Origin of the sequence: Sphingomonas natans, from assembly GCF_030546695.1 — a bacterium.
Taxonomy (GTDB): domain Bacteria; phylum Pseudomonadota; class Alphaproteobacteria; order Sphingomonadales; family Sphingomonadaceae; genus Sphingomonas_I; species Sphingomonas_I natans.
On the sequence record NZ_JAUOTP010000001.1, the window covers coordinates 397,398 to 418,735 of the forward strand.

16 protein-coding genes are annotated in these 21,338 nt (G+C 68.9%); 12 read left to right on the forward strand and 4 right to left on the reverse strand.

Annotated features, from left to right (window positions below; translation table 11 throughout):
* Positions 1-6 precede the first annotated feature (6 nt).
* The 6 genes from Q4F19_RS01910 to Q4F19_RS01935 all read left to right on the forward strand — a co-directional run bounded on the left by Q4F19_RS01910 (position 7) and on the right by Q4F19_RS01935 (position 8,875).
* Entirely contained in the window at positions 7-1,392 is a 1,386-nt protein-coding gene (locus tag Q4F19_RS01910) for a methyl-accepting chemotaxis protein (protein WP_303539444.1), read from the forward strand.
* A gap of 42 nt (positions 1,393-1,434) precedes the next feature.
* A complete protein-coding gene (locus tag Q4F19_RS01915) occupies positions 1,435-2,145 on the forward strand; it encodes an SDR family NAD(P)-dependent oxidoreductase (protein ID WP_303539445.1) in 711 nt (236 codons plus the stop codon).
* Positions 2,135-3,049, forward strand: a complete 915-nt coding sequence (locus Q4F19_RS01920; protein ID WP_303539446.1) for a 50S ribosomal protein L11 methyltransferase — start codon at positions 2,135-2,137, stop codon at positions 3,047-3,049. The genes Q4F19_RS01915 and Q4F19_RS01920 overlap by 11 nt, the downstream gene beginning before the upstream one ends.
* Before the next feature lie 80 nt (positions 3,050-3,129).
* Entirely contained in the window at positions 3,130-4,296 is a 1,167-nt protein-coding gene (locus Q4F19_RS01925; RefSeq protein WP_303539447.1) for an efflux RND transporter periplasmic adaptor subunit, read from the forward strand.
* A gap of 21 nt (positions 4,297-4,317) precedes the next feature.
* Positions 4,318-7,437 carry an efflux RND transporter permease subunit gene (locus Q4F19_RS01930; protein ID WP_303539448.1) on the forward strand — a complete coding sequence of 1,040 codons (3,120 nt, stop codon included), beginning with the start codon at positions 4,318-4,320 and terminating at the stop codon, positions 7,435-7,437.
* A 241-nt stretch (positions 7,438-7,678) separates the two neighbouring features.
* Positions 7,679-8,875, forward strand: a complete 1,197-nt coding sequence (locus tag Q4F19_RS01935; RefSeq protein ID WP_303539940.1) for a DUF445 domain-containing protein — start codon at positions 7,679-7,681, stop codon at positions 8,873-8,875.
* Between the two features lie 141 nt (positions 8,876-9,016).
* On the opposite strand, the gene dnaE is transcribed toward Q4F19_RS01935, so the two are convergent.
* A complete protein-coding gene (gene dnaE / locus Q4F19_RS01940) occupies positions 9,017-12,616 on the reverse strand; it encodes a DNA polymerase III subunit alpha (RefSeq protein WP_303539449.1) in 3,600 nt (1,199 codons plus the stop codon).
* 305 nt (positions 12,617-12,921) lie between these two features.
* Here dnaE and Q4F19_RS01945 point away from each other — a divergent pair, with 305 nt between their 5' ends.
* The 4 genes from Q4F19_RS01945 to Q4F19_RS01960 are packed head-to-tail and all read left to right on the forward strand — an operon-like array spanning position 12,922 to position 16,439.
* Complete coding sequence (locus tag Q4F19_RS01945; RefSeq protein WP_303539450.1) at positions 12,922-13,989, forward strand: ATP-dependent DNA ligase; 1,068 nt, start codon at positions 12,922-12,924, stop codon at positions 13,987-13,989.
* Positions 13,990-13,999: 10 nt separating this feature from the next.
* On the forward strand, positions 14,000-15,223 hold the full coding sequence (argJ, locus tag Q4F19_RS01950) for a bifunctional glutamate N-acetyltransferase/amino-acid acetyltransferase ArgJ (protein ID WP_303539451.1): 1,224 nt from the start codon (positions 14,000-14,002) through the stop codon (positions 15,221-15,223).
* Positions 15,223-15,645, forward strand: a complete 423-nt coding sequence (locus Q4F19_RS01955; protein ID WP_303539452.1) for a GFA family protein — start codon at positions 15,223-15,225, stop codon at positions 15,643-15,645. The genes argJ and Q4F19_RS01955 overlap by 1 nt, the downstream gene beginning before the upstream one ends.
* Positions 15,642-16,439 carry an inositol monophosphatase family protein gene (locus Q4F19_RS01960; protein WP_303539453.1) on the forward strand — a complete coding sequence of 266 codons (798 nt, stop codon included), beginning with the start codon at positions 15,642-15,644 and terminating at the stop codon, positions 16,437-16,439. The genes Q4F19_RS01955 and Q4F19_RS01960 overlap by 4 nt, the downstream gene beginning before the upstream one ends.
* A gap of 5 nt (positions 16,440-16,444) precedes the next feature.
* Here the strand turns inward: Q4F19_RS01960 and Q4F19_RS01965 are convergent, their stop codons facing one another.
* From Q4F19_RS01965 to hemC, 3 genes are read right to left on the reverse strand one after another with little or no spacing between them, the layout of a single operon-like run.
* Complete coding sequence (locus Q4F19_RS01965) at positions 16,445-17,287, reverse strand: COG4223 family protein (RefSeq protein WP_303539454.1); 843 nt, start codon at positions 17,285-17,287, stop codon at positions 16,445-16,447.
* On the reverse strand, positions 17,284-17,994 hold the full coding sequence (locus Q4F19_RS01970) for a uroporphyrinogen-III synthase (RefSeq protein WP_303539455.1): 711 nt from the start codon (positions 17,992-17,994) through the stop codon (positions 17,284-17,286). The genes Q4F19_RS01965 and Q4F19_RS01970 overlap by 4 nt, the downstream gene beginning before the upstream one ends.
* Entirely contained in the window at positions 17,994-18,908 is a 915-nt protein-coding gene (hemC, locus tag Q4F19_RS01975) for a hydroxymethylbilane synthase (RefSeq protein WP_303539456.1), read from the reverse strand. The genes Q4F19_RS01970 and hemC overlap by 1 nt, the downstream gene beginning before the upstream one ends.
* 388 nt (positions 18,909-19,296) lie before the next feature.
* Between hemC and tsaD the strand changes: the two genes are divergently transcribed.
* Together tsaD and Q4F19_RS01985 are read left to right on the forward strand one after the other, a co-directional pair.
* Entirely contained in the window at positions 19,297-20,331 is a 1,035-nt protein-coding gene (gene tsaD / locus Q4F19_RS01980; protein ID WP_303539942.1) for a tRNA (adenosine(37)-N6)-threonylcarbamoyltransferase complex transferase subunit TsaD, read from the forward strand.
* Positions 20,328-21,308, forward strand: coding sequence for an NAD(P)H-dependent glycerol-3-phosphate dehydrogenase (locus Q4F19_RS01985; protein WP_303539457.1), 981 nt, complete (start codon positions 20,328-20,330; stop codon positions 21,306-21,308). Before tsaD ends, Q4F19_RS01985 begins: the two co-directional genes overlap by 4 nt.
* Positions 21,309-21,338: the final 30 nt, after the last annotated feature.

Here is a 21,338-nt window from a genome sequence, read left to right on the forward strand (position 1 = left end):
ATGGACATGAGCCAGCATCCCCAAACGCCATCAGGCGGACTCCGTCCTGAGGAGTATGACCTGCGCTACACCATCTATGGTGACAACGGGCGGTTCGGCGCCGATCTGGCAGCGATATGGTCGCGCGCGGCGACGGTGCTGCGCGAGGCCGTTTATGGCGAAATGACCGCGATCCACGAGCAGATGGGCTTGACCGAAACGGGGCGCCAGTTGATCGACGAAGCGACGCGTGCCAGCTCGGGCTCATTGGGCGTGGATCTGAAGCGCGGCGCCGATCGCGCGGTGCTCGATCTGTTCACCCGCCCCATGAATGCGGACTGGTTCCGATTTGCCGGCTCGATCGGCGACAGCGATCTGGCGCAGCGTATTCCCATCCCGATCTGCACCAGCATTCTCCACCGCCTGATCTCGGCGGGCTGCAGCCAGATCAGCACCGCATTCGCGGAGGATCCGGCTTTCGTCCGTCTCGCCACCGATCGCCTGATCCTGATCCTCGCGATCAAGCTCGATCTGCTCTCGGCGCGCCTCAACCGGGCCGCGATCGACGAGGAGCAGGCGCTGCGGCGGGGCGAAGGCGCCGCATTCCGCGAATCGGTGGGCGTGCTGCTCAACGAGGCGCTGACCGAATCGAAGGATCTTCGCCGCCGCACCGCAGACGCCTCCGGCTCTGCCCGCGGCATGCTGGGCAAGACCTCGGAAGTGGCGGCCGCCGCCGAACAGTCCGCGATCGCGATGCGCGAAGCCGCGCAGACCGCCGCCGGGCTGATCCGCGCGATCGAGGATGCGCGCAACGAGGTGGAGGTCGCCGCCGGCGTCGCCACGCGCGCGGGCAACGAATCGAAGCGGGCGGTCGAGGTCAGCACCGCATTGTCCGAACATGCGCATGCGATCGAATCGATCCTGAGCCTGATCCGCGACATTGCCGGCCAGACCAACCTGCTCGCGCTCAACGCGACGATCGAGGCCGCGCGCGCCGGCGATGCCGGACGTGGCTTCGCGGTCGTCGCTCAGGAAGTGAAGAGCCTAGCCAACCAGACCGCCCGCGCGACCGACGATATCGCCGCCAAGATCGGTGCGATCCAGGTCGCGACGCGCCAGACGGTGGAAGCCAATGGCTCGATTCGGGCGACGATCGGCGACGTCCAGAATTCGGCGGAGCGAATCCGCATGGCGATGGAGACGCAGGCGCAGACGGTGACGATGATCACCGCCGCGGTCGACGAGACCGCGCTCGCCGCCGATGCGATGTCCGGCACGATCGCCGCGATCCGTTCGGGCACCGAAAATCTCGCGGGGACGATCGACAGCCTCGACACCGGCTTCCGCGACGTCGACGGCAAGCTCGTCACGCTGGAAACCGACGCGATCGAGTTCATCGCCCGCCTGGGGTGACGGATACTGGCGCCGCGCCCGGCACAGGCTTATGCGCGCGCCATGTCCGAACACCCTCATATCCTCGTCACCGGCAGTAGCCGGGGCATCGGCGCATCGATCCTGACGGCGCTGGCCGGCGCCCGCGCGATCGGGCATGGCACAACGGCCGCGGCCGATCGGCTCGCCGCCGATCTCGCGCAGCCCGGCGCCGCGGCGCGTCTGTGGGCTGAGGCGCTCGATCGCCTCGACGGCCGGATCGACGTCCTCGTCAACAATGCCGGCATCTTCGAAGCGACACCGCTCGACTGCGACGACGCCGAATGGCTCGCCGGCTGGGAGCGGACGATGCGCGTCAACCTCACCGCCTCTGCCGAGCTGTGCCGTCTCGCCGTCCGCCATTGGCAGCAGCGCGGCACGAGCGGGCGGATCGTCAACATCGCCAGCCGTGCCGCCTATCGCGGCGACAGCCCCGCCCACTGGCATTATGCCGCGTCCAAGGCCGGCATGGTCGCGATGACCAAGACGATCGCCCGGGGCTATGCGCGCGAAGGGATCCTCGCCTTCGCGGTCTGCCCCGGCTTCACGATGACCGGCATGGCGGAGGATTATCTCGCCAGCCGCGGCGGCGACACGCTGCTCGCCGACATCCCGCTCGGTCGCGTCGCCGATCCGGCCGAGGTGGCCGAGGCGGTGCGGTTCCTCGCGCTCGATGCGCCGCCCTCGATGACCGGCGCGGTCCTCGACATCAACGGAGCCAGCTATGTCCGCTGAGTGGCAGGTGCAGTCGGCCGAAAGCTGGAAGATCACCCTGCCCTGCTCGCGCGCGCAGGCCGAGGCGCTGATCGAGGACGTGCCCGCGCTCGCTGCCTTCGATCCGCCGCCGACCGTGATGACGAGCGAGCCCGATCCGGCCGCGCCCGATGCCTGGCTGATCGACGTCTATGTCGAGGGCGTGCCCACACCCGAGCTGATCGAGGCGATCGGCAGCCTCGCCCCCGATAGAGGCCCGCCCGAGATCGTCCGGATCGAGGACGAGGACTGGGTCACGCGCAGCCAGGCGTTCTTGGTCCCGATCCGCGCCGGCCGCTTCCACGTCTTCACCGGCGCGCATGCCGGCGAGAGCCCGGCGGGGACGATCCCCTTCCTGATCGAGGCCGGTCGCGCCTTCGGCACCGGGCATCACGAGACGACGACCGGCTGCCTCGAGATGCTCGATCAGCTCGCGACCGCCGGCCACCGCTTCGCCAATATCGCCGACATCGGCACGGGCACCGGGCTGCTCGCCTTCGCCGCACGCGCCTTGTGGCCCGAGGCGCCCATCCTCGCGGCCGACATCGATCCGATCGCGATCGACGTGACCCGCGCGAACATGGCCGAAAATGCGATTCCCGCCGATGCAATCGCGCTCTTCACCTGCCCCGGAGTGGATCATCCGGAGATTGCCCGGACCGGCCCTTTCGATCTATTGATCGCGAATATCCTGGCCGGCCCGCTGATCGAACTCGCGCCGAGTTTTGCGGACCGGATCGGCCCGGGTGGGAGAGTGATGCTGGCCGGCCTGCTCGCCGATCAGGAGGATGCGGTCGTCGCGGCGTTCGCCGCGCGGGGCTTCCGTCTCTCCGAACGGCTCCAGCGCGGCGACTGGCCGACCTTGGTGCTCGTTCAGCGGCCGTAAAGAGTGCTTGCGACAAGTGATGTATTGAAGTAACACACTGGTGCGCCTCAGGGGGGTCTTGGGCGCGGGGATGGAAGCAGATGAACATGCAATCGGGCATCGGCGGCGATCGTGCCGACTATGAGGTTCTGGATCCGGCGCGCTCGCGTCGCAAGCTGATCATCGCGCTGGTCGCCGCGCTCGCGGTCGTCGCGCTGATCGGCCTTGTGATGTTCCGCAACGCCCAGAAGAAGACCGGCCCGGCCGAGGCGACGCTCCAGCGCGTTACCGTCACGATCCCCGGTCACAGCCAGATTGCGGGCAGCGTCACTGCCGCCGGCACGATCTCCGCGCGCCACGACATGCCTGTCGGCATCGTCGGCGAAGGCGGCATGGTCACGCAGGTGCTCGTCTATCCGGGCGACTGGGTGAAGAGCGGTCAGCCGCTCGCGATCGTCGAGCGCTCGGTGCAGACGCAGCAGGCCGCGAGCCTCGCCGCCGGCGTCGCCGCCGCCCGCGCCGACGCCGCGCTCGCCCAGAGCAATCTCGATCGCGCCAAGGCGCTGGTCGGCAACGGCTTCATCTCGAAAGCAGATATCGATACGCGCACCGCCGCGCGCGATCAGGCCAATGCCCGCGTCAACGTCGCGCGCGCCCAGCTCGCCGAGCAGCAGGCGCGCAACGCCCGCTTGGTCATCCGCGCGCCGGCCGGCGGCCTCGTCCTCACCCGTACGGTCGAACCCGGCCAGATCGTCGGCCCCTCGGGCGGCGCGCTGTTCCGCATCGCCGACAAGGGCGAGATGGAGATGCTCGCGCGCGTCGCGGAGCAGGATCTGGCGCACATGCGGATCGGCACCGCCGCCAGCGTCACGCCGATCGGCAGCGGCAAGACGCTGACCGGCAGGATCTGGCAGCTCTCGCCGATCATCGATCCCACCTCGCGCCAGGGCGTCGCCCGCGTCGCGCTGACCTACGACACCGCACTGCGCCCCGGCGGCTTCGCCAATGCGAGCATCGCGACCGGCTTCGCGGACGTGCCGCAGCTGCCGGAATCGGCGGTGCTGAGCGATCAGAAGGGCAATTACGTGCTGATCGTGAACGCGCAGGGCGTTGTGGAACGTCGCGAGGTCACGGTCGGCGACGTCAGCGATGCCGGGGTCAGCATCGCGACCGGCCTCGAGGGGCGCGAGAAGGTCGTCGTCAACGCCGGCGCCTTCCTCTCGCCCGGCGAGAAGGTCCTTCCCGAAGTCGCCCGGCCGGCGCGCTAAGCCTCCGAACGGAGACGCACGATGCGTAACATTTCCGCCTGGTCGATCCGGAACCCCGTTCCGGCCATCGTGCTCTTCGTGGCGCTGACGATCCTCGGCATCGTCAGTTTCATCCGAATGGATCTCAATCAGGATCCGGATGTCAGCTTCCCGGCGGCAACGATCGTCGTCACCCAGCCCGGCGCCGCGCCGACCGAGCTCGAGACGCAGGTCACGCAGCGCGTGGAGGCGGCGGTCCGCTCGATCAGCGGCGTCGACGAGATCAGCTCGCTCGTCAACGAGGGCAGCTCCAGCACGACCGTCATGTTCACGATCGGCACGCCGATCGATCGCGCGGTCAACGACATGCGCGATGCGATTTCGCAGATCCGCAGCCAGCTGCCGGACGGCATCCTCGAGCCGCAGGTCAAGCGGATCGACATTACCGGCGATCCGATCATGTTCGCCTCCGTCGAGGCCAGCGACATGACGCTGGAGCAGCTCAGCTGGTATGTCGACAACACCGTCTCCAAGCGGCTGCTCGGCATTTCGGGCATGGCGCAGGTCCAGCGCGAGGGCGGGGTCAGTCGCGAGATCCGCGTCGTTCTCGATCCGAACAAGATGCAGGCGCAGGGCATCACCGCCGCCGGCGTCAACGCGCAGCTGCGCCAGATGAACCTCAATGCCGCCGGCGGCCGAGCCGAGATCGCCGGCGCCGAGCAATCGGTCCGCATCGTCGGCAACGCCGCCGATGCCTATGCGCTGGGCGAGAAGCAGATCCAGGTCGCCAATGGCCGCTCGGTGCGCCTGTCCGATCTGGCCGAGGTGCGCGATGCTTATGCCGAGCAGCGCAGCCTCGCCAAGCTCAACGGTCACCAGGTGCTCGATTTCTCGATCAGCAAGGCCAAGGGCTTCTCCGACGTCACGCTCTATGAGGACGCGAAGAAGGAGATCGCCAAGCTGGAGAAGGAAGGCGGCGGCAAGATCAAGTTCCACGAACTCTATACCAGCGTCACCTACACCAAGGGCCAGTACAAGGCCGCGATCCACGCGATCATCGAGGGCGCCGTCCTCGCGGTCGTCGTCGTCTTCATCTTCCTGCGCGATCGCCGCGCGACCTTCATCTCCGCGCTCGCCATTCCGCTGTCCGCGATCCCGACCTTCTGGATCATGGATCTGATGGGATTCACGCTGAACGGCATCAGCCTGCTCGCGCTGAGCCTCGTCGCGGGCGTGCTCGTCGACGATGCGATCGTGGAGATCGAGAATATCGTTCGCCACATGCGGATGGGGAAGAGCGCCTTCCAGGCCTCGATCGACGCCGCGGACGAGATCGGCCTCGCCGTCGTCGCGACGACCTTCGCGATCGTCGCGGTCTTCCTGCCGGTGGGGCTGATGCCCGGCGTGTCGGGTCAGTTCTTCAAGAATTTCGGCATCACGATCGTTGTCGCGGTGCTGATGAGCCTTGCCGTCGCGCGCCTGATCACGCCGATGATCGCCGCCTACATGCTCAAGAGCCACGGCGCGGAATCGCACGGCGAAGGCAAGTGGATGGATTATTATATGGCGGCGCTGACGTGGACGCTGAACCGCGTGCCGCATCGCCGCTGGTATCGACTGTTCATCCGCGACAATCGCAAGCTGACGATGGTATTCGGCTTTCTCTGCTTCCTCGCGACGATCCTCGCCTTCGCGACCCTGCCCTTCACCTTCCAGCCGGAGCTCGATCTCGGCATCAGCCAGGTCCGCATCCAGATGGTGCCGGGCACGACGCTCCAGCAGACCGAAGGCGTCGCCGATCGCACCGCGGCGATCCTGCGCAGCGATCCCAATGTCGAGATCGCGATCGAGAGCATCAACGTCGGCAACGCGAACATCTTCATCAAGCTGAAGGAAAAGCGCGAGCGGACGACGACCGAGTTCGAGCGCAATCTCGCGCCGCAGCTGCGCGCGATCGCCGATGCGCGCGTCACCTTCCAGAGCCAGGCCGGTGGCGGCGGCGGTCGCGACATCACCGTGATGCTCGCGGGCGACGATCCCGTGAAGCTGTACCAGGCCGCCGATCAGGCGGTGGCCGCGATGAAGAAGATCCCCGAGATCCGCGCGCCGCGCGTCGATGGCGATCTGCCGCGTCCGGAAATCGTCATCAAGCCGCGCTTCGATCTCGCCGCCGATCTCGGCGTGACGACGCAGGCGCTCAGCCAGACGATCCGCATCGCGACGCTGGGCGACATCGATCAGAACGTCGCCAAATTTTCGCTCTCGGATCGTCAGATCCCGATCCGGGTGGCGCTCGCCGAGAATAGCCGGCGCAGCCTCGATACGGTCAAGGATCTGCCGGTGCCGACCTCGTTCGGCGGCTCGGTGCCGCTGCGCGTCGTCGCCGAGGTGGGCTTCGGCTCGGGCCCGTCGCAGATCCGCCGCTACAATCAGGCGCGCCGCCTGATGATCGGCGCCGATATCGCGCCGGGCGCGATCCAGGGTGACGTCCAGTCGCGCGTCTTCGCGCTCGATGCCTTCAAGAATCTGCCGAGCGGCGTGCAGCGCGTCGCCTTCGGCAATGCCAAGTGGCAGGCGGAGATGGTGACCAACTTCGTCATCGCGGTCATCACCGGCGTGTTCATGGTCTTCGCGGTGCTCGTCCTGCTCTACAAGCGCGTGATCCCGCCCTTCGTGAACATGGCCTCGCTTGTGCTGGCTCCGCTGGGCGGCGCGCTCGCGCTCCACATCGTCGGCATGCCGATCTCGATGCCGGTGATGATCGGGCTGCTGATGCTGCTCGGCATCGTCGCCAAGAATTCGATCCTGCTCATCGATTTCGCGATCGAGGAGCTGGGCCGCGGCGTACCGCCCCGGCAGGCGATCCTCGAGGCGGGCCACAAGCGCGCACAACCGATCGTGATGACCACGGTCGCGATGATCGCGGGCATGATGCCCGTCGCGCTGGCACTCGGCAGCGACGGCAGCTTCAACCAGCCGATGGCGGTCACCGTGATCGGCGGCCTGATCCTGTCGACCTTGCTGACCTTGCTGATCGTGCCGGCCGGCTTCAGCCTCGCCGACGGGATCGAGCGCAAGATCGGGCCGAAGCTCGGGCGGCTGCTCGGCGGCGAAGGCGGCTCCAAGGGCCATCCCGTCGCACCGGTTCAGCCCGCGGAGTAGGACCAGACGCTGACAAAATACCCGGTCGTCCTGAGCGTAGTCGAAGGACGTGCTGCGAGGGACGGTCCTTTCGGGCACGTGCTTCGATCATGCTCGGCACGAACGGGGGCTGAAGGCGCGCTCCGTAACGAAAGCACTTGAACCATTCGCCTCACCGGCGATTGTGACCGCAATGGCCATCCCCCTCCCCCTGTCGACGCGGACCGACACGACCGGACCGCAGGCGGCGGCGCTCAGGCGGATGCGGCGCGTCGCGACCGGGCTGCTGCTGGCGATGGCGGCCGTGTTCGTCGTCTCCAGCCTCCTGCTGCACCGATACCCCGCCTGGGCGTTCGTGCGTGCCTTCGCCGAGGCGGCGATGGTTGGCGGGCTTGCCGACTGGTTCGCGGTGACGGCCTTGTTCCGCCACCCGCTCGGTCTGCCGATCCCGCACACCGCGATCATCCCGCGTAACAAGGACCGGATCGGCGACAGCCTGGCGGCATTCCTGCGCTCGAACTTCCTCACTCCCAGCGTCGTCGCGCGGCGGATGCAGCGGATCGACATCGCCGCCGGGCTCGGCCGGCTGCTCGCGCGCCCGCCCTCGGGCAAGCTGCGCGGCGGCAAGCTCGTCGCGACTTTGCTGGAAGGCCTCGCCGACGAGCGGCTCGGCGGCCTGTTCAAGGGGATGGCCGTCCAGCGGCTGAAGGACATGCAGGTCGCCCCCCTCGCCGGCCAGCTGCTCGGCGCGGCGATGGCCGAGGGCCGCCACCGCCCGCTCATCGACGGCGCGATCGACTGGGTCGGCCGCACGCTCGACGCCAACGAGCCACTGTTCCGCAAGATGATCCACGACCGCGCCGGATCGATCCTGCGCTGGACCGGTCTCGACGAGACGCTGTCGACCAAGATCATGGAAGGCCTGTTCAAGCTGCTCGCCGACATGGCCGACGATCCCGACCATCCCCTGCGCGCCAAGACCGAGGAGGCGCTCGCCCAGCTCGCCGAGAAGCTTCAGCACGATCCCGAAATGCAGGAGCGCGTCGAGCGGTTGCGCGATGCGCTGATCGCCAACCCCGCGGTCGGCCGCTGGCTGGACGGCATGTGGCAGAGCGCGCGCGCGGCGATGCTGCGCGCCGTGCGCGATCCGCAGGAGGCGCTCGCCGGCAAGTTCGGCGAGATGCTCCGCCAGACGGGGGAGACGCTCCAGAATGACGAGCGCATGCGCATCGCCGTCAACCGCTTCGCGCGCCGCGCCACGGTCGGCATCGTCGCGGCTTATGGCGACGGCATCGTCGCTTTGGTGTCGGACACGATCCGCGGCTGGGACGCGAGCACCGTCACCGAGCGGCTGGAGACGGCGGTCGGCCGCGACCTCCAATATATTCGCGTCAACGGGACGTTGGTGGGCGGGCTGGTCGGGCTGGCGATCTACGCGGTGTCGCTGGCGATCGGGTGACTACCGCATCCCCGGACCGCTCATCCTGAGGAGGGACTGAGCGTGGCGAAGGCCCGTCTCGAAGGACGGACAGGACGGTGCCGGTCCTTCGAGACGCCATTTCGACAAGCTCAATGGCTCCTCAGGATGAGCGGTGGGATCTTAGCCGACCAGCGCCAGTCGCGGCGGCTCCAGCGGCGCCAGCCGCACCGCGCCGACCCCCGGCAGATGCTCGATCCGCGCCGCGAGTTCGGTATCGACGCGATAATCGCGCCCGATCCGGATCCGGATTTCTTGCCCGTCCACCGAGGCGATCAGGTCGATCTCGCTCCGCCCGCCGCGCACTTCCGCGAACAGTCCCGCCAAAGCGGCGGGCGCGCCCGCGTCGGCCAGTTCGACCTCCATCCGCAGCCGCGCGCCCGCGACGAGATTTTCCAGCGGCCGCGTGCCGCGCACCGTCAGCCGCGGCGTTTCCTCGCCCGGCCGGCGATCTAGCTCGACCGTCATCAGCAGGCACGCGCCGATCTTGGCCGCCGCCTCCATCTCCAGCGCGACCGGCTCGTCGAAGATGCTGACGACGAACTGCCCCGTCTGGTCCGAGCAGGTCGCGAGCAGCCAGCGATTGCCACGCGCCGACGTCCGCCAGCGCGCATCCTCGACCAAAGCGGCGAGCTTGGCGGTCGGCCGCGCGATCGGCCGGCCGCGATCGTCGCGTTCGGGCTCGGACGAGACCGTCATCGCCACGACCTGGGAATAGGATCGCGCGCCCTCGGACTGGGCGACATGGCGGAAGCGATCGGTCGGGTGCGCCGAGAAATAGAAGCCGAACGCTTCCTTCTCCGCCCCCATCCGCTCGGCGACCGTCCAGCGCGACTCGCGCGACAGGCGGATATGCGCGTGCGCGGCTTCCGAAGGCCCGCCGAACAGTCCGCCCTGGCCCGTCTCGCGCTGCTCATGCGCCTTGGCAGCCTCGGCGAGGATCGTCTCGACCGCCGCGAACACGCCCGCGCGATCCTTCTCGAGGCTGTCGAACGCGCCCGCGGCGGCGAGGCTCTCCAGCTGGCGGCGGTTGAGCAGCCGCGGATCGATCCGCTCGGCGAAATCGTCGAGGCTCTTGAACGGTCCCTTTGCGCGGCGCTCCTCGACGAGTTGCTCCATCGCCTTCTCGCCGACATTCTTGAGCGCGCCGAGCCCGTAGCGCACGCTTTCGCCCTCGACCGAATATTCGGCTTCCGACGCGTTGACGTCGGGCGCGAGCAGGTCGAGCCCAGAGCGCCGCGCATCGTCGACCCAGATGTTGAGCTTGTCGGTCAACGCCATGTCGTAACACATGGAAGCGGCGAAGAATTCCGGCTTGTGATGCGCCTTCAGCCACGCCGTCTGATAGGTCAGCAAGGCATAAGCCGCGGCGTGGCTCTTGTTGAAGCCATAGCCGGCAAACTTGTCGATCAAATCGAACAGGGCATTGCCCTGTTGCGCGCCGATCCCGTTGACGCGCGCGCAGCCTTCGAGGAAGCCCGCGCGCTGCGCGTCCATCTCGGCCTGGATCTTCTTGCCCATCGCGCGTCGCAGCATGTCCGCACCGCCGAGCGAATAACCGGCCAGCACCTGCGCGGCCTGCATAACCTGTTCCTGATAGACGAAGATCCCATAGGTCTCCTTCAGGATCGGCTCCAGCAAGGCATGAGGATATTCAATGGCTTCCTCGCCATTCTTGCGACGCCCGAACATCGGGATATTGTCCATCGGCCCCGGCCGGTAGAGCGCGCCGAGCGCGATGATGTCCTCGAACACGGTCGGCTTCACCGCCGAGAGCGTGCGCCGCATGCCTTCCGATTCCACCTGGAACACGCCGACCGTGTCGCCGCGCTGGAGCAGGCGATATGTCTCCAGATCGTCGCGCGGCAGCGTCGTGAGATCGACGACGACCCCGCGCTTGGCCAGCATCTGCACGGCCTTCTGCAACACCGACAGCGTCTTGAGCCCGAGAAAGTCGAACTTCACGAGCCCCGCCGCCTCGACATATTTCATGTCGAGCTGGGTGACGGGCATGTCCGAGCGCGGATCGCGATAGAGCGGGACGAGCTGATCGAGCGGCCGATCGCCGATGACGACGCCCGCGGCGTGGGTCGAACTGTGCCGCGGCAGGCCCTCCAATTGGCCGGCAAGATCGAACAGGCGACGCACCTGCTCGTCGCTCTCATATTCCTTCGCGAGCTCGGACACGCCGTTCAGCGCGCGCGGCAGCGTCCAGGGGTCGGTCGGATGGTTGGGAATCAGCTTGGCGAGCCGATCGACCTGCCCATAGCTCATCTGAAGCACGCGCCCCGTATCCTTCAGCACGGCGCGCGCCTTCAGCCGCCCGAAGGTGATGATCTGCGCGACCTGGCCGCGCCCATATTTCTGCTGGACGTAGGTGATGACCTCGCCGCGCCGCGTTTCGCAGAAATCGATGTCGAAATCCGGCATCGAAACGCGCTCGGGATTGAGGAAGCGCTCGAACAGCAGCCCAAGTTCGAGCGGATCGAGATCGGTGATCGTCAGCGCCCAGGCGACGACCGAGCCCGCGCCCGAACCGCGCCCCGGCCCGACCGGAATATCCTGCTCCTTCGCCCATTTGATGAAATCGGCGACGATCAGGAAATAGCCTGGAAATCCCATCGAGATGATGACGTCGGTCTCGAATGCGAGCCGCTCGAAATAGTCCGGGAAGCGCGCCTGCAGCGCCGCCTCATCCATCTCCCCGTTCGGGCTGAGCGTGTCGAAGCCCTGCCCTTCTTGCGCGGTTGAAAGAACGGACGATGCTTCGACAGGCTCAGCACGAACGGAGAGAATCTTGCGAAGCCGGTCGCTCAGCCCAGCGCGCGCATCCGATCGCAACAGCTCCGCCTCGGCATCGCGATTGCCCGCGAGGCTGGGCAGGATCGGCTTGCGGCTCGGCGCCGCGACCGCACAGCGCTGCGCGACGACGAGCGTGTTGGCCAGCGCCTCGGGCAGGTCCGCGAATAGGGACGCCATGTCCGCGCCCGATTTGACCCACGCCTCGGGCGAGGAGCGTGCGCGATCGTCCGAATCGACATAGCAGGAGCCGGCGATGCACAGCATGATGTCGTGCGCGGCATGGAAGTGCGGCTCGGCATAGCAGGCCGGGTTGGTCGCGACGATCGGCAGGCCACGCGCATAAGCGAGATCGATCAGCGCCTCCTCGGCTGCCTCCTCGGTCAGGTCGCCGCGCCGCGACAGCTCGATATAGAGGCGATCGGGAAACAAGGCCTCCAGCCGATCCAGATAGCGGCCCGCCGCCTCCTTCTGCTCCTCGGCCAGCAGCCGTGCGAGCGCGCCCTCGCCGCTCGCGGTCAGCGCGATCAGCCCGTCGGTGCGGCCTTCCAGCCAATCGAGCGCGACATGCGCCTCCTCGTGCGCGGGCCGGTCGAGATGCGCGGCCGAAACCAAAGCGCACAGATTGTCATAGCCGGCCTCGTCCTGCGCATAGAGCGCGAGCCAGTCGATCGTCGCCGCCTTGCCCTCGGCCGCTCCCGGCCGCGCGACCGCGAGCAAAGCACCGATGATCGGCTGCACGCCGGCTTTCTTCGCCGCATCGCCGAACGGCATCGCGCCGTAGAGCCCGTTGCGATCGGTGATCGCCGCCGCCGGAAAGCCGAGCGCCTTGGCGCGCGCGGCGATCGCCTTCGGATCGATGGCGCCTTCCAGCATCGTGAAAGCGGACAGGATGCGGAGCGGCACGAAGGGATTGGCGGCCATGCCCAGAGCATAAGCACGAACCGCCCGAAGCGCGACTCCGCCCGCGGACTTATCCACCGGTAAACGCAGCGCCCGGCTATCCTCCCATCCCGTCCGTGCTGAGCTTGTCGAAGCACCGTTCTTTTCAGGCAAGGAAGAACGATCCTTCGACAGGCTCAGGATGAACGGGTGGAGGACCGGCCCCATCCCGTTGGGTTCGAGCCTGTCGAGAACCGCGCAGCTTCGAGCGAAGTCGAGAAGCGTCTTATGAGCGCCGCCTCCGCCACACTGCCGCAACCCCAACTCCCCCACATCGTTAGGCCCGCATGACCAGCCTGACCTTCCCCGCTGACGACGCCCCCGGCATCGCCCCGATGGAAGCCAAGCTCGTCGACGCGCTCCCGACCGGCCCGGACTGGCAGTACGAGCCCAAATGGGACGGCTTCCGCTGCATCGCCTGGCGCGACGGCGACCGGATCGCCTTGCGCTCGCGATCGGACAAGCCGCTCGGCCGCTATTTCCCCGAGATCCTCGCGATGCTGGCGACGATCGAAGAGTCGCGTTTCGTGCTCGACGGCGAACTCGTCGTGCCAGTCGGCGACGCGCTGTCGTTCTCGGCGCTCCAGGCGCGGCTCCACCCCGCCGCGAGCCGCGTCACCCGGCTGTCCGCCGAAACCCCCGCGCAGTTCGTCACCTTCGATTGCCTCGCAGTGGGCGAGAGCGACCTGATCGAACGCCCCTTCGCCGAACGCCGCGCCGCGCTCGAAGCCTTCCACGCCGACATCGCGATCCCGGACCTTCACCTCTCGCCCAGGACCCGATCCGAAGCCGTCGCCCGCGACTGGCTCGCGCAGGCCGGCGGCGCGCTCGACGGGATCGTCGCCAAGCGGCTCGATTTGCCCTACCGCCCCGGCGAGCGCGTCATGGCCAAGCTCAAGCAGCACCGCACCGCCGACTGCGTCGTCGGCGGCTTCCGCTATGCGAGCGGCGAGGCGCGCGCGATCGGCTCGCTCCTGCTCGGACTCTACAATGACGAGGGCCAGCTCGATCATGTCGGCTTCACCTCGGGGATCGACGCCGAGGCGAAGATCGCCCTGCTCGCCACATTGGAGCCGCTGATCGAAGCGCCCGGCTTCACCGGCGACGCCCCCGGGGGCCCCAGCCGCTGGGCGACCGCGCGCTCGGCCGAGTGGCAGCCGCTCCGCACCGAACTCGTCGTCGAGGTCCGCTACGATCAGGTCAGTGACGATCGCTTCCGCCACGGCACTACCTTGCTCCGCTGGCGGCCCGACAAGGCGCCCGCCGACTGCAAGATGGCGCAGCTCGCGCGCGAATTGCGCCCCGACGAGCTGGAAGCGTTGCTGGCCGCTTCACATGGCCCCAATCCGGTGTAAGCGGCGATCCATGTCCGAAACCTCCCCGCTCGCCCGTCCCTTCCCCGCTCTGCCGCCGATCGCCGGCGTCCGCCTCGCCGTGTCGCGCGCGGGCTACAAGGCCTGGGATCGCGCCGATCTGACCTACGCCGCGCTCGATCCGGGCACGGTCGTCGCGGGCGTGACAACCAAGAGCAAATGCCCCTCGCCCGAGGTGGAATGGTGCCGCCAGACGCTCGTGCTCGGCCAGGCGCGTGCGCTCGTCGTCAATGCCGGCAATTCGAACGCCTTCACCGGAAATCGCGGCCGCTCCGCGGTCGAGGCGATCGCCGCGCGCGTCGCCGGCGCGATCGGCTGCCAGCCGTCCGATGTCTTCGTCGCCTCTACCGGTGTGATTGGCGTGCCGCTGCCGATCGACAAGGCCGAAGCCGGTATCGATGCTGCCTTGGTCGCGCCCGAAGCGACATGGATCGACGCGGCCAACGCCATCTCCACCACCGACACCTTCCCCAAGGGCGCCGTCACGCGCGCGGTGATCGGCGACAGGACGGTCACGCTCGTGGGCGTCATCAAGGGATCGGGCATGATCGCGCCGGACATGGCAACGATGCTCGGCTTCATCTTCACCGATGCCGCGATCGAGGCATCCTTGCTCCAGCGGATGCTGGAAGGCGCCAACGCGCACAGCTTCTCGTGCATCACCGTCGACGGCGACACCTCAACCTCGGACACGGTGCTCGCCTTCGCCACCGGCCGCGCCGGCAATGCCCCGCTCACCACGGTCGAGGATGCGGGCGCCGATGCCTTCCACGCCGCGCTGTCGGATCTGTGCCGCCAACTCGCGCACCTCGTCGTCCGCGACGGCGAAGGCGCGAGCAAGTTCATCGCGATCGACGTCGCCGGTGCCAGCTCGGACGAGAGCGCGCACCGCATCGCCATGTCGATCGCCAATTCTCCGCTCGTGAAGACCGCGATCGCGGGCGAAGACGCCAATTGGGGCCGCGTCGTCATGGCGGTCGGCAAGGCCGGCGAGCCCGCCGAGCGCGACAAGCTCGCGATCCGCTTCGGCACGACCCAGGTCGCCGAAAGCGGGCTCGCGGTCGAGGGCTATGACGAAGCGCCCGTCGCCGCGCACCTGAAGGGCCAGGAAATCGAGATCGGCGTGGATCTCGGCCTCGGCGAAGGCCAGGCGACCGTGTGGACCTGCGATCTCACGCACGGCTACATCTCGATCAACGCGGATTATCGCAGCTGATGGCCGCGCTCGCGGGAGGCTGCGCCTGCGGGGCCGTCCGCTTCCGGATCCTGTCCGATCCGATCGATGCCGGCTGGTGCCATTGCCGGACCTGCCAACTGAATTCCGGCTGCCCGGCCATGGCCTTCGCGAGCATTCCTACCACTGATTATGAGGTCGAGCAGGGCGCCGACAAGTTTGGCCGCTTCGCCTCCAGCGACTTCGCGCACCGGGAGTTCTGCACCGCGTGCGGCACGCCCTTGTTCCTGCAGGAGCATAATTCCCCCGAGCAGCTCGACTTCAGCATCGCCACGCTGGACGAGCCCGATCGCGTCCGTCCGGGCTTCCACATCTTCTACACGAGTCGGATCGAGTGGGCGGAGGCGTGCGACGGCCTGCCCCGTTATCCCCGCTCGCGCCGCAATTCGGAGCCGATGGCATGAGCACCGCCCTGATCGAACCCGTCGCCGCGTTGATGCGCCAGGTCGCCGCCGAGGTGGTGATGCCGCGCTTCCGCGCACTCGCCGCGCATGAGGTGATCGAGAAAGGGCCCGGGGATCTCGTCACCGTCGCCGATCGCGAATCCGAACTTCGCTTGGGCGAAGGGCTCGCGAAGATCCTCCCCGAAGCGCGGATGATCGGCGAAGAGGCAGTCTCCGCCGACGCCAGCCTGCTCGACGGCATCGGCGAGGGGCTTGCGTGGATCGTGGATCCGATCGACGGCACCAGCAATTTCGCGGAAGGGATCACCCCCTTCGCGATCATGATCGCGCTGATCGGCGACGGCGATGTGCAGGCTAGCTGGATCCTGGATCCCGTCACCGGCCGGCTGCTCCACGCCGTGCAGGGCGGCGGCGCCTTCGTGAACGGCGAGCGCGTCACGACCCGCCCCACCGGCAAGCCGCTCCCCGTCGCCGCGCTCGCCACCCAGTTTCTGCCCTCGGAGGTCCGCGCCGATTTCGAAGCGCGCACGCCCGGCCGCCTCGAGAATGTTTCCGTCCCGCGCTGCGCGGGCGAGCAATATCCGCGCGTCGTCCTCGGCCAGAACGACGCCGCGCTCTTCTGGCGCGCGCATCCGTGGGATCATGCGCCGGGCGCCTTGATCCTGACCGAGGCCGGCGGCCGCATCGCGCGCTTCGACGGTGTCGCCTATCGCCCCGGCGTGCCCGGCCTCGGCCTGATAGCCGCGGCGACGCCCGCTCTGTGGGACGAAATCCGGCAGGTCCTGCTCGGCTGAGCGCCTCAGGGCTGCTCGGAAGAAGCCGTCGCGAGTTGCGGCGCGGCGGGAGGCATTTCCGGCGGCGCGAGCAGGGCCGCGGTCTCAATCCGGTCGAGCGCATTGTGGACCAGTACATAGCGCCGCGCCGACGCGATCCAGTCCTTCGCGCCCGCCGCCCCCGGCAGCCGCACGATTTCGGCCAAGGCGACGTCGACCTGCCCCTGCTGCAGCGCGCTGCGCGCGCGGTCGCGCCGATCGTCGGGCAGCGTCGAGGGCGTCTCGGCGCGGCGGATCACGAACAAGGCGCCCATTTCCTGACGGAAGCCCGTCCACCAGCTCTGTTTGGGCGGGGTGGCCACCAGCCGCGGTGCGAGATCGGCGAAGCTCTGCTGGAGCGCGGGCAAGGTCGCCGGGCGCTGCGCGGCGGCGATCACCATCGCCACCGCCTGGGGGTCGACCCCGCCGAAATGGTTGCGCAGCATCGTCTCGAGATAGCCGAGCGGCTGGCCGCGATCGACGATCCGCCGCGCGGCGAACGCAACGAGCAGCCCTTCGGCGCGATCGGCATTGCCGCTCGCCTCGCGCGCCTGGTTGTCGATCGCCTCGACCCGCTCGTCGAGCGCGTTGATCCGGTCGATCAGCCCTGGATCGGTCACGGGCGCGATGAGCGGCGCAGGCGGCGGCGTCGCGAGCTTGACCGGCGCGGGCGCGGCCACGGGCGGGCGCACGATCGCAGCCACCCGATCCCAGTGACGCACCGCATAGACGGTCGCGAAACCGCCGCCGACGAAGGCGAGCAGGACGACGAGCAACAGGCCCAGCACCCCGCGCCGCCGCCGCGCTCCCGAAAAATCCTCGTCCATCATGCCCCTGCACGGCCCTCCCGCTCGGCGCCTGTCTCGCACAGCCGCGCCGCCGCCGCCAGCAAAGCGTCGTCGGTCGGCAGCGCGGCGCTTGCAGCCCCGCCCCACCCCTGGCCCGCCGCGCGCAGCGCCGCCGCGCTGATCGCGGCGATGCGGACGCTCGCCCGCGCGATCCCGGCTTGGTCGATCAAGCTGGCGAACAAGGCGGCGGCACGTGGCGAATGGAGCAACGTGATCGCACCCTGCTCCAAAGCGAGGCATGCGGCCGGAGGCAGCTCGGCCACCGGATCGGCGCGATAGACGGTGATCCGCGTGATCGCGAGACCGGCCTGCTCGGCCGCGACATGATCGGCCCCGGTGAGATGCAATAGCCGGACATGCCCCGCCGCCGCGACCTCAGCGAGCAGGGCCCGGGCGTCGCTCCCGCCCGTGATCGCCACGGTCAGCCCCGCCTCCCGCGCCGCCGACGCGGTCGCGGCGCCCACGGCATAGACGGGAAGCGCTGCCAGCCGCGCCAGCCCCGCCCCGGCATGGCGCACGGCATGGGCGCTCGTCAGCAGCAGCGCGTCATGCGCGCGCGGATCGGGCATTTCCCACGGCACGGGCTCCACCGAGAATAGCGGCGCGACGATCGCCTCCGCCCCCATCGCGCGTCCCCGCATGGCGGTCGCCGAAGCGCCCGGCTCCGGTCGCAGGACGAGCAGGCGCATCAGCCCGTAAAGAGCGCGCGCAATGCCGGCACCGCGCGCGCGAGCAGATCGCGCGCCAGCGCCCCCGGCGCCGCGTCATCGCCCGCGGCGAACCGCGTCTCGCCCGCGACATGCTCCTCGCCCGCCTCGCTCAGCAGTTCCGCGCGCAGGTGGATCGCGCCGCCCTGCTCCACCGCCAGCGCCGCCACCGGCGAGCGGCAATCCGCCCCGAGCGCCGCGAGCAAGGCCCGCTCGGCCAAAACGCAGCGATGCGTCGCCGCATGATCGATCGCACCCAGCAGGCGCAGCGTCTCGCCGCTCGCGCGCAACGTCTCGATCCCGACCGTCCCTTGCGCGGGCGCGGGCAGCATCGTCTCGATCGGGATCGCGAAGCCGATATCAGCGCGCCCCAGCCGATCGAGCCCGGCGGCCGCGAGCAACGTCGCCTCGGCCTCGCCACCGGTCAGCTTGCGCAGCCGCGTCTCGACATTGCCTCGGAACAGCACGATTCCGAGATCGGGGCGCAGCCTGCGCAACTGCGCGGCCCGGCGCGGCGACGACGTGCCGACGCGCGCGCCCTCGGCCAGCGCGGCGACGCTCTCGGCGCCGATGATCCGGTCGCGCACGTCGGCGCGCGGCAAGGTCGCGGCGATGACGATACCGTCGGGGCGGATCGTCTCGACATCCTTCATCGAATGGACCGCGAAATCGATGTCGCCGTCGAACAAGGCGCGGTCCAGTTCCTTGGTCCACAGGGCCTTGCCGCCGACCTCGGCGAGCGCGCGATCCTGGATGCGATCGCCCGTGGTGCGGATCGCGACGATCTCGATCGCGGCTTCGTCCCAGCCGTGCGCGGCACGCAGCGCGCCCGCGACCATGTTCGCCTGGGCCAGAGCGAGCGGAGAGCCACGGGTGCCAAGGCGGAGTGGAGACATGCCAGCGCCCTTAACGGCGCGGCGATCCCGGGCAAGCGCGAAGTGTCACAGGGTTGGCCGGGGACCTTGCGGGGTGGGACATGCAAGGCCCCCGACCGTGGATCCGATCAAGCGATCAGATCAGATGCCGGGCGATAAATTCCAGCAGCCACATCGCGCTCCCGCCGCACAAGGCGATCGGGAGCATGCTGGGTCTGGCGGGATCGTTCCGAACATCGAGCACGCAAGCTACTCCTGGGGGGCGAGAGGGGGTGGTCTCTCGCTGCGAGGCCTCTAGCCGGATCGATCCCAAGCGCCGAGTAAACGAATGTAACGCCCACATTCGCGCCGCCCCGGGCGCGCGCGGAAAGCGCTTCGGCATTGCCGCCCGATCCCTTATGGGCGCGCCATCATGCTGGTTCTCGGGCTCGAATCCTCCTGCGACGAAACGGCGGCGGCGATCGTCGACGATTCCCGCCGGATCCTGTCGCACCGCCTTGCCACGCAGGAAGAGGCGCATCGCCCTTATGGCGGCGTCGTTCCCGAAATCGCGGCGCGCGCGCATGTCGAGAAACTGATCCCGCTTGTCGAAGGCGCGCTCGCCGATGCGAAGCTCAGCCTCGCCGATGTCGATGCGATCGCCGCGACCGCCGGTCCGGGGCTGATCGGCGGAGTGATGGTCGGCCTCGTCACGGGCAAGGCGCTTGCCTTGGCCACGGGCAAGCCGCTCGTCGCGATCAACCATCTCGAAGGCCATGCGCTGTCGCCGCGCCTCGCCGATGCGTCGCTGGAATTTCCCTATGCCTTGCTGCTCGTCTCGGGCGGCCACTGCCAGCTGCTCGAGGTGCGCGGTCCCGGCGACTATCGCCGGATCGCGACGACGATCGACGATGCGGTCGGCGAGGCATTCGACAAGACCGCCAAGCTGCTCGGCCTCGGCTTTCCTGGCGGTCCCGCGGTCGAACAGGCGGCGCTGAAGGGCGATCCCTTCGCCGTACCGCTCCCTCGCCCCCTGCTCGGCTCGCCCGAACCGCATTTCTCCTTCGCCGGGCTCAAGAGCGCGGTGCTGCGCGCGCGCGACGCAGGCATCCACCGCGCGGAAGATATCGCCGCCTCCTTCACGCAGGCGGTAATCGATTGCCTGCTCGATCGCACCGCGCGCGGCCTGCGCCGGATGGAAGCGCCGCGTGCGCTCGTCGTCGCCGGCGGCGTCGCCGCCAATAGCGCGATCCGCCGCGCACTGGAGACTCTCGCGGGCGAGCAGGGGCTGCGCTTCATCGCGCCGCCGGGTTGGCTGTGCACCGACAACGCTGCGATGATCGCCTGGGCCGGGATCGAGCGGCATCGGCTCGGCTGGGACGATCCGCTCGATTTCGTCGCGCGCGCGCGCTGGCCGCTCGATCCCTCCGCCGAGAAAGCGCGCGGCGCGGGCGTGAAGGCATGAACCATATCGGCGTGATCGGCGCGGGCGCCTGGGGCACCGCACTGGCACAGGTCGCCGCGCAAAACGGCCCCGTCACGCTCTGGGCGTTCGAGCCCGAGGTCGCGCAGGCGATCAACGAGCTGCACGAAAATTCGGCCTTCCTCGCCGGCATCCCGCTCTCGCCCGCAATCCGCGCGACCGCGCATATCGCCGATCTCGCCGACTGCGACGCTTTGCTGGTCGTCACGCCCGCCCAGCATATGCGCGTGATCCTCCAGGCCGCCCCCGTCGGTGCGACCCCTTTGCTGCTCTGCGCCAAGGGGATCGAGGCGGGCACGATGGCCCTGATGTCGGAGGCCGCCGCCGAGGCCTGCCCCGAGGCCCCGATCGCAGCTCTTTCCGGGCCGACTTTCGCGAGCGAGGTCGCCGCGGGCCTGCCGACCGCGGTCACGCTCGCCTGCGGCGACGATGCTCTGGGAGAGCGGCTCGCGGCGCGGATCGCGCTCCCGCATTTCCGCCCCTATCGCTCGACCGACCTGATCGGCGCCGAGATCGGCGGCGCGGTCAAGAACGTGCTCGCCATCGCCTGCGGCATCGTCGAGGGCGCCAGCCTCGGCCGCAACGCCCGCGCCGCCCTGATCGCGCGCGGTTTCGCCGAGATGACGCGCTTCGGCATCGCCCGCGGCGCGAAGGCGGAAACGCTGGCCGGGCTCGCGGGCCTCGGCGATCTGGTGCTGACCTGCTCGTCCGAACAATCGCGCAATTTCTCGCTCGGCCTCGGCATCGGCCGCGGCGAGAGCGCGGCGAGCCTGCTGTCCGATCGCCGGACGGTCGCGGAAGGCGCGTTCACCGCGCCGGTGCTGGTCCAGGCGGCGCGCGCGGCGGGCGTCGAGATGCCGATCGCCGAAGCCGTCGCGGCGCTGATCGCGGGCGACTGGACCGCGACCCAGGCGGTGGAGGCTTTGCTCGCGCGGCCGCTCAGGAGCGAGGCGGGGTAAGCCCACCCGTTTGGTTCGAGCGTGTCGAGA